Below are 13,411 nucleotides of genomic sequence, written 5' to 3'. Positions count from 1 at the left end.
CCCGACGCCAGGGCCGCCGGTCGGAACCCGCGACGGCGGAGCCGCATCCGGGAGCGGGGCCGCAGATTTCCGTGGGCCACACACGGAATTCGTTCCCCGCTGCGGATGTTGAGCCCCTTATGACCACACTCCGCCCGCTGGGCTCCTCCGACCTCGAAGTATTCCCCCTCGCCCTCGGCGGCAACGTCTTCGGCTGGACCGCGGACGAGACACAGTCCTTCGCCGTCCTCGACGCCTACACCGCCGCGGGCGGCAACTTCGTGGACACCGCCGACGTGTACTCGGCCTGGGCGCCGGGCAACAAGGGCGGCGAGTCCGAGACCGTGCTCGGCCGCTGGCTCGCCGCCCGCGGCAACCGCTCCGACGTCGTCATCGCCACGAAGGTCGGCGCCCACCCCGACTACAAGGGCCTCGCGGCGAACACCATCAAGTCCGGTGTCGAGGAGTCGCTGCGCCGCCTCGGCACCGACTACATCGACCTCTACTACACGCACTACGACGACCCGTCCGTGCCGGTCGAGGAGTTCGTCACCGCCCTCGACGAGCTGGTGCGCTCCGGCAAGGTCCGCGCGATCGCCGCGTCCAACATCACCGCCGAACGCCTCCAGGAGTCCCTGGACTTCTCCGACCGCGAGGGCCTCGTGCGCTACGTCGCCCTCCAGCCGCACTTCAACCTGGTCTCCCGTGACACCTACGAGGGCCCCCTCCAGGAGGTCGCGTCCCGCTCGGGCCTCGCGGCCATTCCGTACTACTCGCTCGCGTCCGGCTTCCTGACCGGCAAGTACCGTCCCGGCGCCGAGGTCGACAGCGCGCGGGCGGGCAGCGCGGGCGCCCACCTGGAGACCGAGCGCGGCCGGCGCGTCCTCGCCGCCCTCGACGCGATAGCCGAGGAGCGCGGCGCCCAGCACGCCACGGTCGCCCTCGCCTGGCTCGCCGCCCAGCCGACGGTGGCGGCGCCGCTCGCCTCCGCGCGCACGGTCGAGCAGCTCCCTGCGCTCCTGGAGGTGGCCGACCTCGACCTGACCGAGGACGAGGTGGCCCGCCTCACCGCCGCTTCGGCGTGAGCGGACCGGGCGCGCGGCGGGTCGTGCGTCAGGTGCGGTAGGGGTTGTACGAGGGGTAGGCGGGGCCGGGCGTTCCGTACGGTGCGGCGCAGACGCCGGGCGGCTGGCCGTACACGGCGTACGGCATGTGCGGCGGCCCGTACGCGGTGTACGGCAGCGGCACCACGACCGGCGCCGTCACCCGCGCCGCGTACGCGAGCGCAGGGCGGACCACCTCGCGGCGCTCCCACAGCGCGTCGAGCAGCTCCCGCTCCCGGACGGCGAAGTCGGCGCGGGCCCGGCCCCGGCCCGCCCGGTGCCGAAGCAGCGCCAGCGTCGTCGCGTACGTCTCGTACGCGACGACGGTCCGCCCGCCCGGTCGGCCCAGGTGGTGCGCGGCGTAGTCGCGGGCGAGGTTCCGCGCGGACATCGAGCCGAGTGCGAACGGCTCGGCCGCGGTCAGCCAGCCCGCCGCCACATAGGCGGGCAGTTCGGCGCGCACCAGCCGCAGTTCGCGCTGGCGCAGCCAGACGGCGAGCCAGCAGAGCAGCCCGAACAGGGGCAGCATGAACGTGGCGTACACGACGAAGAAGCCGTACTCGCCGAAGCTGGCCGAGCCGTTCCAGAAGGCGTGCAGGCCCATGGCGAGCAGCAGCCCGGCGATGGGCAGGAGTATCCGCCGCACCGTGTGCCGCTCGCCGCTGAGGGCGGCGATCCCGAAGCCGATGCCGGTGAGCACGGTGAACAGGGGATGCGCGAACGGCGACATCACGACCCGGACGAAGAACGTCGCGGCCGTCACCGACGCGAGGCCGGTCTCGCCGCTGAGCTGGTCGGTGCCGAAGGCGTTGCCGAGATAGAGGATGTTCTCGGTGAAGGCGAAACCGGTCGCGGTGACGCCCGCTATGACGAAGCCGTCGACGACCCCGGTGAAGTCGGCTCTGCGGAAGAGGAAGACGAGCAGCACGGCCGCCGCCTTCGCGGTCTCCTCGACGATCGGGGCGATCACGGTCGCGCCGAGGGTGTCGGCGCTCGTCGGGTCGGCGGTCGCGGTGGCTATCCAGCGGGTCGCGAAACTGTTCGCGACGATCGCTATCAGCGCGGCCGCGCAGGCGCCCCAGGCGAAGGCGAACAACAGGTTCCGCCACGGCCCCGGCGCCACCCGGTCCAGCCACCGGAACGCGGCGACGAGCAGCGGCACCGGCAGCGTGGCGAGGCCGAGGCCCACCAGGAACCCCTCGGTGCCGGTCTGCTGACGCACCAGCGCGAGGATCACCAGACCGGACAGCGCAAGCAGTGTGACCGGTGCGGCCGCCCGGATGGCCCGCCGCTGCCACCAGCGCGGATGCCGCGATCCGGGTGCTCCGGCGGGCCCGGCGGCTGCCGGGTTCGTCGGGTGCGCGGGACTGGTGGCCACGGCTTTGACAGTAACGAGGGTTGCGGCGGACCGCGATGGTGCCTCGGGGCCCGGGGGCCTCAGGAGCGGGGCGGGTCCTCGGGGGCGGGCGGTTCCGCCGGGTCCCGGGGGGTCGGCTGCGGCTGCTCCGCCGGGGCGGCCCCCGGCTGCTCCGCGAGGGTGGCGGCGCGGCGGAACAGGAGGTCGTGGACGACGTGGCCCTTGCGCAGGCCCTGGCCCTCGAAGCGGGTCTGCGGCCGGAAGTCGGGCCGCGGCGCGTACCCGCCGTCCTCCTGCACGTTCTCGAAGTCCGGATGCGCGGTGAGCACCTCCAGCATGTGCTCCGCGTACGGCTCCCAGTCCGTCGCGCAGTGCAGCAGGCCGCCCGGCTTCAGGCGGGGGGCGAGCAGGCTGAGGAACTCCGGCTGGATCAGGCGGCGCTTGTTGTGCCGGGCCTTCGGCCACGGGTCCGGGAAGTACACGCGGACGCCGTCCAGGGCCTCCGGGGCGAGCATCTCCGTCAGGAGGATCACGGCGTCGCCGTTCGCCACCCGGATGTTGGACAGGCCGTTCCGCTCAGCGAGATTCAGCAGGTTGCCCTGGCCCGGGGTGTGCACGTCCACGGCGAGGATGCGGGTGCCGGGGTCGGCGGCGGCCATCTGGGCGGTGGCCTCGCCCATGCCGAAGCCGATCTCCAGGACGACGGGGGCGGGGGAGCTGTCGGACGCGGGGGCGCTCTGGTCGGCCGGCGCCGCACCGCCTTGTGCGTCCGCCGCGAAGAGCGCGTCCAGGTCCAGGACTTCCTTGCCGTCGATGTCCAGGCCCCACTGGGGCCAGAGCCTGCGCAGGGCGTCGCCCTGGGCGGTGGTGACGCGGCTGCGGCGCGGCGTGAAGCTGCGGATCCGCCGCTCGAACCTCGACCCGGTCGGGTCGGGCGCGGGTCCGTCGGGGAAGCGGGGGGTGCCCTTCGGGCGGGGATTCTCAGACACAGTGGGGGCGATTTTACCGGGGGTGGGGCCTCGCAGGGCGCCCCAGTCCCGCCCCTTCCCGAACTGGGGCTCCGCCCCAGACCCCGCTCCTCAAACGCCGGAGGGGCTGAGAATTACCCGCCGCAGGGCCTGAAACGCACCCGCACGGTTTCAGCCCGCCCCGGCAACGTCTTAGCCCGTCCGGCGATTGAGGACGAGGCGCGGAGCGCCGATCCGGCGGAGGTCTGTCCCACCCGCCCGGGACCCTCACCCCCAGGGGTCCAGGGGCGCAGCCCCGGTTTCGGAGGAGGGGCGGGCCTGGGGCGCCCCGCGAGGGCACCCCTACAGCGCGGCGAGCACCCGCCGCGCCACCTCCCGCCCGATGGGCAACGACGCCGTCGCCGCAGGCGAGGGGGCGTTGAGGATGTGGACGGCACGGGGCCCCTCCCGGATGAGGAAGTCGTCGGCGAGCGACCCGTCCCGCAGCACGGCCTGCGCCCGCACCCCCGCCGCAGCGGGCAACAGGTCCTCGGCCCGCACAGCGGGAAGAAGCCGCCGCACGGCGTCGGTGAAGGCCGCCTTGGACAGCGACCGCCGCAGCTCCCCGGCCCCGTACCGCCAGTGCTCCCGGGCCATCCGCCAGGCCCCCGGCCAGGCGAGCGTCCCGGCGACCTCCCGGGGCCGCACGACCGACCAGCCGTACCCCTCGCGGGCGAGCGCGGGCACCGCGTTGGGCCCGACGTGCACCCCGCCGTCGACGCCGCGCGTGAGGTGGACGCCGAGGAAGGGGAAGGCGGGGTCGGGCACGGGGTAGACCAGGCCGCGCACGAGCCCGGGCCGCGCCAGCGTGAAGTACTCCCCCCGGAAGGGCACGATGCGCATGTCGGGCTCGTCGCCGGTGAGCCGGGCGATCCGGTCGCAGTGGAGCCCGGCGCAGTTCACGAGGACCTTGCCGCGCACGACGTCCCCGGCGGCGGTGCGCACGGCGACGCCGAGGTCGGCGCGCCGGTCGATCCGCACGACCTCCGCGCCGTAGCGCACCTCGACGCCGGAGGCGCGGGCGAGCTGCGCGGCGACGGCGCCGTAGTCGCATATCCCGGTGGTGCCGACGTGGATGGCGGCGAGGCCCTCCACACACGGCTCGTACTCGGCGATCTGGGCGGGCCCCAGCTCGCGGACCGGAATGCCGTTCTCCCGGCCGCGCTGGACGAGGGCGTGCAGCCGGGGCAGCTCGGCGCGGTCGGTGGCGACGATGAGCTTGCCGGTGACCTCGTGCGGGATGCCGTACTCCGCGCAGAACTTGACCATCTCGGCTGCGCCCCGCACCGCGTACCGCGCCTTGAGGGAGCCGGGGCGGTAGTAGATCCCGCTGTGGATCACGCCGCTGTTGCGCCCGGTCTGGTGGCGGGCGGGGCCGCGCTCCTTCTCCAGGACGGTGACCCGCGTGCCGGGCGCCGCCCGGGTCAGGGCATACGCCGCCGCGAGCCCGACGATCCCGCCCCCGACCACGAGCACGTCACAGTCGTACGCCACAGCACCTCGCCCCATCGCCCTTCACCTCCCACCCCCGATACTGCCTTGCGCCACTGACATCCCCGCCAAACCTGCGAACGGGGAGAGCCGGAGCACGTCCGTGCCCGCGGCGGGCGACCCTGCCGCGGGCCACGGGCTACGCGGGGGCGACCAGGAGCGGCCGCGCCCGTTCCCGCAGCTCCACCACCCGGGGCTCGTCGCCGTACGGCTCCAGGCGGTGCAGCAGGTCCTTCACGTACTCCGTCGTCCGCGCGGACGAGATCCTTCCGGCGACCTCCACGGCCCGCACCCCCTGCTCGCAGGCGGCGTCGAGGTTGCCCGACTCCAGCTCGGCGACGGCCGACACCACGAGCCGCAATCCGTGCGAGCGCACGAACTCCTCGGTGGGCCGGGACAGTGCCTGCTCGGTGAAGCGGCGCACCTGGCGGGGCGCCTTCAGGTCGCGGTAGCACTCGGCGGCGTCCGCGGCGAAGCGGTCGTAGCCGTAGAAGCCGAGCCAGGAGGGGTCGTTGTCGCCGTCCCTGGCGCGCTCCAGCCAGCCCTCGGCGGCCCGCAGGGCGGCCCCGGCGGCGGGCGCGTCATTGGCGCGCGCGTGCGCGCGTGCCTCCACGAGCCGGAAGAAGCTCATGGTGCGCGCGGTCGCGAGTCCCCTGTTGCGTTCGAGCGCGGCCTGCGCCAGGTCCACTCCCTCGTCCCCGAAGCCCCGGTACGTCGCCTGGAGGGACATGGACGCGAGGACGTATCCCCCGAGCGGCACGTCGGCGGCCGCGCGGGCGAGCCGCAGGGCCTGGATGTAGTACCGCTGGGCGGCCTCCTGCTGGCCGGTGTCGAAGGCCATCCAGCCGGCGAGCCGGGTCAGTTCGGCGCTGGCTCCGAAGAGGGCGCGTCCCACCTCGTCGGAGTACGAACCGAGGAGCAGCGGCGCCGCCTCGACGCGCAGGCACTCGGGGACCATGGAGGAACGCCAGTCCCCGCCGCCGTACTTGGAGTCCCAGCGGCGCGCGTCCTCGGCCGCCTCGCGCAGTTTCAGGACGTCGCTGTGGCCGACCTTCATCGGCGGTCCGCCGTCGTCCTGGTGGGCCGCGTCGGGCGGTCCGTCGAGGGAGGCGTGCGAGGCGTCCCGCGCCACGGAGCTGTCGGCCGGGGTTATCAGCCAGCGGGAGGCGGGCGTGGCGTACGCGCTGACCGCGAAGGAGCCGGCCAGGGACTGCCAGATGCCGCCGCCGGTCCTGCGTCCCGCCAGGTCCAGGCGGTACAGCTCGGTGGCCGACTTCACCGCGGCGCCCACGTCGCGCGGGAAGGCGAGGCCCACCTCGGGGGCCGGGTCCGCGTCGGCGAGGCCGATCTCGTGCAGGGGCACGGGGCGGCCGAGCTTCTGCCCGATGGCGGCGGCGATGAGGTGCGGGGCGGCGCCCTGCGGCACCATGCCCTTGGACACCCAGCGCGCCACCGAGGTCTTGTCGTAACGAAGCGTCAAACCCCGTTGCGCGCCGAGGTCGTTGACTCTGCGGGCGAGTCCCGCGTTGCTGATTCCCGCGAGGGCGAGAACGGTGCCGAGCTTCTCATTCGGCCCGCGTTGCTCCCTGGACATGGCCACCCCTCGACACAGACGGCTGCCGGGCAGTGGCTTGACCGCACGGCATTCGTGCTGCGTTCCCCCGGGGGACAGCGACTGGGTGCCCGGCCCGTCGGCGTGTCGTGCGCCGCGGCCCCGATCCCCGGCCGCAAGAGCACTTGGCCGAGCCCCCAGGTATATGCCTCCGCGAAAACATCAGCACACCCAGCGTAGTTCCACGGATCCCAAGCGTTAAGAGGCGCAGTTCCGTATGGCGAGATTGTTGTCCGTACGGGAGTGCGGGGGTGTCGCCGCGCGCTCCGGGTGTGTGGCCGTGCGCCTATGTGTGCGCTCTTCTCCGGCCATGTGGGGAGCGCTTCCATGGTTGGTGCGTGGGTCGGCCCGCTGCGCTGGAGTCAGTGGGCTGGGGGACACCGCCGCCTCCATCCCCGCGGGCGGCGGACCGGTCCGGGAGGCGCACACCGCCTCCCGGGCTGTGCGTGGGTGTCGCGGGGCGCCAAGGGGCGTCCGCGCGTGTTCGGCCATGGCTGAATTGGCCGAAAATCGACCCCTCGAAAGTGTGCTCAAGCCGCCCCACGTCCCCTTGTCGGTGCCGTTGCCGCCTCAACGACCGATCGCCCAGGGCGCGTTCGCGCCGGTGTGAGCGCCGCCGTAGGCACTCCCGCGCGCCTCCTTCGTGGCAGCATGGGACCCCGGTCCCTCGGTTCCCGGGCGCGCTGGTGCCGTCCTCGGCCCCCCGTCCCCGGTTTCCGTACTCGGGCGGACCAGTCGCGGATCGGTTCCGGATGCGTGTCACGCGTGCCGGAGCGGTTCCTGGGCGCACTGGCCGTCCACAGCCTGTGGAGGCGGCGATGCGGTGGTTGGTGGGGTGGAGCAGTACCACCACTGGACCCCCCGTGGGCGCTGCCGCCGTCGGCACGGCGGGTGCCACCGGTGCCGACGGCGAGACGCTGCACCCCGTGGGGTCCCAGCTGCTCTGGGGCGACCCGGACCCGCTGTGGGCGGTGGGTGACTGGCGTGCCGACGAGGTGCGCACGGTGAAGGCCGACGACCGGACCCGCATCGCGGTGCTCGGCACCTGCGGCGCCAGCGACGAGGAGCTGCGGGTCAGCCTGTTCGCCGCGCGCGGCGGCGCCCTGCGCCATCTGACGGCCTGGCCCGGCAGCTACACCGCCGTCGTCCAGGTCGGCCGCCGCGTGATGATCGCCGGTGACCTCGCGGGCGCGCGGCCCGTGTTCTTCACCCCCTGGGCGGGCGGCACGGCCTACGCCACGGCCGCGCTGCCGCTCGCCGACCTCATCGAGGCCAACCTGGACATCGGGCACCTCGCGGCGCTGCTCGCGGCCCCCGACGTCCCGGAGGCGCTGCAGGACTCCACCCCGTACCAGGACGTGCGCCGCGTGCCCCCCGGGCATGCGCTCATCCTCCGCGCGGGCGCACGGGAGATCGCCGGGTACGAACCCGTCGCCTCGCTCGCCGTCGCGGCGCCCGCGGCCGACGAGGCGGGTGCGCTCGACGGGGTCAGGGACGCCCTCGTCGAGGCGGTACGCGCGCGTCTGCGCGCCCCACGGCACGTACCCGGCACGGACATCGACCCCGGGCCCGTGCCCGGCATGGGGCCCGCCGAGCGGCGGGCCGCGCGCGGCATGCCCGTGCCCGGCATCGGATCCGACCTCTCCGGAGGGCCCGCTTCGGGAACCCTCGCCCTCCTTGCCGCCGGTCTCCCCGGGATGCCCGGCACGGTCCTCGGACACGGCACCGGCGCCGGGGAGCGGCTCCTCGCCGTCACCTTCAACGACCTCGTGTCCGGCGGCCGCGAGGCCGAGCTGGAGCGCGCGGGCGCCATCGCCGCCAACCCCCGGCTGCACCACGTCGTCGTCGCGGCGGGCGAGGAGGCGCTGCCGTACGCCGACCTGGACGGGCCGCTCACCGACGAGCCGAGCGCCGTCATCGTCAGCTCCCAGCGCCACCGCGCGCGGCTCGCCGCGGGCAGCGCCGACCACTTCACGGGCTATGGCGCGCGGCAGGTACTCGACGCCCATCCGGCGCGCCTGGCCGACCTGTTGATGGACCGCAAACGACGGCACCTGGTACGGCCCGTGACGGCCCTCGCCAAGGCCGAGGGCTCCGTCATGGTCCCCGCGCGCGTGTACGGCGCCGCCCGCAAGCTCGCCCGTACGACGCACCGCGCGGGCGTGCAGTCGCTCGCCGACCGCCTCCTCCACCGCCACTTCGAGGAGCCCGGCGGTGCCGTGGGCGCCTCGCTCGCCGCGCTGGCCTGGGCCAGACCGGGGCCGGCCGCGCGCTGGCTGACCGGTGAGGCCCTCGCAGAAGTATCGGTTCGCCTCCAGGAGACGGCGATGCGGCCAGGACCGGGGCCCGGGCAGCGGCCCGGTGAGTTCCGCGCGCGTGCGGCGCTGTTCCGGCACGCGGCGGATCTGCGCGTCCTTGAGCAGGCCGCCGAGGTCCGCTTCCAGCGGCTGCACGCGCCGTTCCTCGACAACCAGGTCGTACGCGCGTGTCGGGCGCTGCCGGAGTCCCTGCGGGTGCGGCCCGGGGCGCGGGCCGCGATCCTGCGCAGCGTCCTGGAGGGCGCCGGGGTCACCGAGCTCCCGCCCGGCTGGGGCGCACCCTCGCACGCCTCCGCGGCCGCCGCCGCCCGCACCGGCCTGCGGGTCGCCGTGCACGACCTCGTCGCCCTCTTCGACACGCCGCTGCTCGCCCAGGCCGGGCTCGTCGAGGCCCGCGTCGTCCGCAAGGCCCTGCGGGCGGCGGCCGACGGCGAACCCCTCCCGCTCGACGGCCTCGCCGACCTCGTCTCCACCGAGATCTGGCTCCGCCGCCTCCTCTCCCGCCGCGGCACCTGCTGGACCGGCACCCCGGCCCGCCAGCGCGCCGTCCCGACGGGGTCGGTGGTGCCGGAACGGGGGGCGCTCGGCGCTGGACGCTGACCGCTGTGGTGCAGTGGCCCCGGGGTGGGCTGCCTGCACCGCCGCTTCGCGGCGGATCTCTCCCACCCGCCCACCCGTTCACCGGAACAACCCCCCTCGGGCCGGCACCTGCCCCACCCTCCGGCCGACCCGCCACCCAAGCCGTCGTCACCGGTGCCACAACGGTTGGTCCGGCGTCGCGGGGCTGAGTGGGTGGCATACGGCCCCGTCGCCTGCCGTCCCCCTCCCCGCCGCTGTGGGCGGCTGGGCCGCCCAGAGGGCGATGGGGGGCCCTGCTCGAGCGAAGCCGAGAGCTTGGGTGGGGTGGGATGGGTACAGCCCAGGCCGACAGGGCCGTGACGTCGGGGGTGGGGCACGCCCCCAGGCCAACGGCGCCACGACGGCAAAGGAAGCGCCCCCCAACCCCCGCCGCCCCCGGCGAACCCCACCCCCGAAGGCGCCCCCGCCAGCAATTTCCGCGACGCAGTCGCCCCCACCGTCCACAATGACCAAGTGCGGTACCAGATCCTGGGCGCCACGCAGGCGCACGACGACCAAGGGGCACCCCTGCCCGTAGGGGGCGCACGCCTGCGCTCGCTGCTCGCGGCCCTGGCCCTGAGGGCCGACCGCACGACCCCCGTCGAGACCCTCATCGACGACATCTGGGCGGACACCCCACCGGCGGACGCCCCCGCCGCCCTCCAGGCCCTCGTGGGCCGCCTCCGCAGGGCCCTCGGCCACGACGCCATCGCCTCCGGCCCCGGCGGCTACCGCCTCATCACCCCGCCCGACGCAGTCGACCTGCACCGCTTCGAGCGCCTGACCCGCGAGGGCACCACCGCCCTGGCCCGCGACGACCCGGCGACAGCCGCCCGCGTCCTGCGCGAGGCCCTCGCCCTGTGGCACGGCCCGGCCCTCGCCGACCTCCCCGACCGCACGGCGGCCACCCGCCCGGAGGCCCGCCGCCAGGAGGCCACCCGCGCCCGGGTCGAGGCGGACCTGCTGCTCGGCCACGCCCCGGACGTCGTACCGGAGCTGAAGGCGCTGACCGCCGACCAGCCGTACGACGAGGCCCTGCGCGCCCTCCTCATCCGCGCCCTGCGCGACGCGGGCCGCGGCGCCGACGCCCTCGCCGCGTACGAGGACGCCCGCCGGACCCTCGCCGAGGGCCTCGGCACGGACCCGGGCCCGGAACTGCGCGCCCTGCACGCACAGTTGCTGGCCGAGCCGTCGAAGCCGTCAAAGCCGTCGCAGCCGGGGGAGGCGCGGGAGGCGCAGGGCGAGGCGCGGGCCGACGCGTCGAACGAAGCCGCTCCCCGGCCGACGCGTCCCACGGACAGCAAGCACCCCACCGGCACCACACCCCCCTCAACTCCTCGTCCCCCCACCGAACGTCAGGGAAATCTCCGGCCCCGGCTGACTTCCTTCGTGGGGCGGGAACCGGAGCTCGGGGCCATCCGTTCGGACATGCAGAGGGCACGTCTGGTCACGCTCACGGGACCGGGCGGCTCCGGGAAGACCCGCCTCGCCGAGGAAGCCGCCGCCGGGCATCCGAGCGCGTGGCTGGCCGAGCTGGCCCCGCTCGACCGGCCGGAGGCGGTGCCCGGGGCGGTCGTCAGCGCGCTCGGCCTGCGCGAGACCGTGCTGATGACCAGTGAGCTGACGATCCCGCAGGGCGACCCGCTCGCCCTGCTCGTCGAGTACTGCGCCCCGCGCAGCCTGCTCCTGATCCTTGACAACTGCGAGCATGTGATCGGCGCCGCCGCCGAGTTGGCGGAGACCCTGCTCACCCGCTGCCCGGGGCTCACCATCGTCGCGACCAGCCGCGAACCCCTGGGTGTGCCGGGCGAGTGCGTGCGCCCGGTCGAGCCGCTCCCGCCCGACCCGGCGCACCGCCTGTTCGCCGAGCGGGCGGAGGCCGTGCGCCCCGGCTTCGACGCCGCCGGGGACGCGGACGCGGTGGCGGAGATCTGCCGCCGCCTCGACGGCCTGCCGCTGGCGATCGAGCTGGCCGCCGCCCGCCTGCGGCTGCTCACGCCCCGCCAGATCGCCGACCGGCTCGACGACCGCTTCCGCCTGCTCACGAGCGGCGCCCGCACGGTCCTGCCCCGCCAGCAGACCCTGCGGGCGGTCGTCGACTGGTCCTGGGACCTGCTCGACGCCGCCGAGCGCACGGTCCTGCGCGAGGTGTCCGTCTTCGCCGGCGGCTGGGACCTGGAGGCCGCCGAGGCGGTCTGCTCCGGATCGGCCGCGGACCTCGTCGGCGCGCTCGTCGACAAGTCCCTGGTCGTCGCGGACGCGTACGACGCGGCGGGCGAGGGCGGACGAGCCGACGGCGCCCGCCCGGGGATGCGCTATCGCCTCCTGGAGACGATCCACGAGTACGCGACGGAGCGCGCCGCCGAGACCCCCGAGCTGCGCGCCGAGGCCGAGCGGCGGCACAGCGCGTACGTCCGCGCGCTGATCGACACCGCCGAGCCGCAGCTCCGCTCCGCCGGTCAACTGCCGTGGATCCACCGCCTGGGGACCGAGCTGGACAACATCCGCGCGGCCCTGCACCGCTCGGTGGAGTCCCGCGACGAGGAGCTGGCCACGGCTCTCGTCCTGGGCCTCGGCTGGTTCTGGTGGCTGCGGAACTACCGCACGGAGGGCGCCGAGTGGGTCGGCCGCGCCCTGGCCCTGACACTGCCGCCGGGCACCGTCGACCCGTCCGGGGCGGGCGTCTCGTCCCTCACCGCGGGCGCCGCGGGCCTGGACGCGGACCTCGCGGACGAGGACGCCCCGGCGTTCTGGCCCCGCATGAGCCTGCGCATGCTGCACCTGTTCCTGACGGTGGAGTCGAGGCCTTCGGAGATGCTCGACGGCGGCCTGGAGCCGGACTACATCCGGCGGGTGCGGGAGGTCTTCACGCGACCGGTGCCCGAGAGCGGCCGGTTCCCCGGCCTGGTGTGGCCCTTCACGCTCTACTTCGGCGACTCCCTCGGCTGGGGCGCGGACGTCCTGCGGTATCTGGACATGGCGGTCGCCAACTGCCGCCGCTTCGGCGGCGACTGGGAGGTCGCGATCACGCTGATGTTCCGGGTGCACACGAGCGTCGACCGGCAGGGCAACCTGGACGGTGTCGACGTCGACCTGGCGGAGCTGCGTGAGCTGAGCAGACGGGTGGGCGACCGGTGGCTGCGCGCGCAGGTGTGCAGCGCTGCGGGCGAGGCGGCGATGGCCCGCAGCCGCCTTGAGGACGCCCGGCAGGAGTACGACGAGGCGCTGCGGCTCGCCTACGAGGTCGGCGCGCACGCCGAGGCCCCCTTCCTGCTCGCCCGCCTCGCGGAGATCGCCTACCGCTCGGGCGACCCCGACCTCGCCGCGAAGGGCCTGGAGGAGGCCAACACCGCCGGTGATCAGTACGGGGTCATGGACTCCCGTGCCTTCGTCCGCCTCATGAGCGCCGAGATGGCGCTGCACGCCGGCGACGTGACGCGGGCCCGCGCCCTGTGGGAGGAGTCCCGTGACGCGTCCGAGCGCGGCACGCTGCCGCCCCAGTTCGCCGCGGGCCTCGGCGGTGTGGACGCCAGGATCAGGGCGGCCGAGTCCGGTCCCCGCGCCGGGCTCGCCGTCCTCGCCGATGTGCTGCCGGAGGCCCTGCGCAGCCGCTGCTCGGAGATGGTCGTCGCGGGCCTCGTGGACGCCGCCGCCGTGCTCAGGTCCCAGGCCGGCGACCACACCCGCGCGGCCCGCCTTCTGGCCTTCGCCGCCCACTGGCGCGGCGGGTACGAACGCCCCATGCCGGACCGGGTCGAGGCCGAGCGCGCGGCCGCGTCGGCCCGCGCGGCGCTGGGGGACGCGGCCTACGAGCGGGAGAGCACCGCGGGCCGCGAGATGACGATGACGGAGGCGCAGGAGAACCTGGCGGCCACCTCCGACTGACCCGAGCCGTCGCTCCGCTGTCGGCTCGCCCACTGCGCACC

At 75.1% G+C, this 13,411-nt stretch carries 7 protein-coding genes; 3 read left to right on the top strand and 4 right to left on the bottom strand.

What is annotated here, in order from left to right:
• The first annotated feature begins 119 nt into the window (after window positions 1-119).
• Complete coding sequence (locus AB6L24_RS23455) at window positions 120-1,064, top strand: aldo/keto reductase (protein ID WP_405658088.1); 945 nt, start codon at window positions 120-122, stop codon at window positions 1,062-1,064.
• A gap of 28 nt (window positions 1,065-1,092) precedes the next feature.
• Here AB6L24_RS23455 and AB6L24_RS23450 read toward each other — a convergent pair whose 3' ends face one another.
• The 4 genes from AB6L24_RS23450 to AB6L24_RS23435 all read right to left on the bottom strand — a co-directional run bounded on the left by AB6L24_RS23450 (window position 1,093) and on the right by AB6L24_RS23435 (window position 6,531).
• Window positions 1,093-2,460 (bottom strand): PrsW family intramembrane metalloprotease, encoded by a 1,368-nt coding sequence (locus AB6L24_RS23450; protein WP_405658085.1) that lies wholly within the window; start codon window positions 2,458-2,460, stop codon window positions 1,093-1,095.
• A gap of 59 nt (window positions 2,461-2,519) precedes the next feature.
• Window positions 2,520-3,464: a tRNA (guanosine(46)-N7)-methyltransferase TrmB gene (trmB, locus tag AB6L24_RS23445; RefSeq protein ID WP_405663276.1), complete on the bottom strand. Its 945-nt coding sequence runs from the start codon at window positions 3,462-3,464 to the stop codon at window positions 2,520-2,522.
• 285 nt (window positions 3,465-3,749) lie between these two features.
• The gene (gene lhgO / locus AB6L24_RS23440) at window positions 3,750-4,955 is read right to left on the bottom strand and encodes an L-2-hydroxyglutarate oxidase (protein ID WP_405658082.1); all 1,206 of its coding nucleotides are present in this window, start codon (window positions 4,953-4,955) and stop codon (window positions 3,750-3,752) included.
• 121 nt (window positions 4,956-5,076) lie between these two features.
• Window positions 5,077-6,531 carry an MFS transporter gene (locus AB6L24_RS23435; protein WP_405658079.1) on the bottom strand — a complete coding sequence of 485 codons (1,455 nt, stop codon included), beginning with the start codon at window positions 6,529-6,531 and terminating at the stop codon, window positions 5,077-5,079.
• An 836-nt stretch (window positions 6,532-7,367) separates the two neighbouring features.
• On the opposite strand from AB6L24_RS23435, the gene AB6L24_RS23430 reads away from it, so the two are divergent.
• Together AB6L24_RS23430 and AB6L24_RS23425 are read left to right on the top strand one after the other, a co-directional pair.
• Window positions 7,368-9,467 carry an asparagine synthase-related protein gene (locus AB6L24_RS23430; protein WP_405658076.1) on the top strand — a complete coding sequence of 700 codons (2,100 nt, stop codon included), beginning with the start codon at window positions 7,368-7,370 and terminating at the stop codon, window positions 9,465-9,467.
• 492 nt (window positions 9,468-9,959) lie between these two features.
• Complete coding sequence (locus AB6L24_RS23425) at window positions 9,960-13,370, top strand: AfsR/SARP family transcriptional regulator (protein WP_405658073.1); 3,411 nt, start codon at window positions 9,960-9,962, stop codon at window positions 13,368-13,370.
• Window positions 13,371-13,411 lie beyond the last annotated feature (41 nt).

Origin of the sequence: Streptomyces sp. RK9 (assembly GCF_045070545.1) — a bacterium.
GTDB lineage: Bacteria > Actinomycetota > Actinomycetes > Streptomycetales > Streptomycetaceae > Streptomyces > Streptomyces alboflavus.
This window is presented reverse-complemented; position numbering and strand designations above follow the sequence as displayed.

What these genes read in the sequence shown, in the direction of transcription:
- AB6L24_RS23430 (WP_405658076.1), top strand. Translation starts at nt 7,368, where the DNA reads ATGCGGTGGTTGGTGGGGTGGAGCAGTACCACCACTGGACCCCCCGTG.
- AB6L24_RS23455 (WP_405658088.1), top strand. Translation starts at nt 120, where the DNA reads ATGACCACACTCCGCCCGCTGGGCTCCTCCGACCTCGAAGTATTCCCC.
- AB6L24_RS23435 (WP_405658079.1), bottom strand. Translation starts at nt 6,531, where the DNA reads ATGTCCAGGGAGCAACGCGGGCCGAATGAGAAGCTCGGCACCGTTCTC.
- lhgO (WP_405658082.1), bottom strand. Translation starts at nt 4,955, where the DNA reads ATGGGGCGAGGTGCTGTGGCGTACGACTGTGACGTGCTCGTGGTCGGG.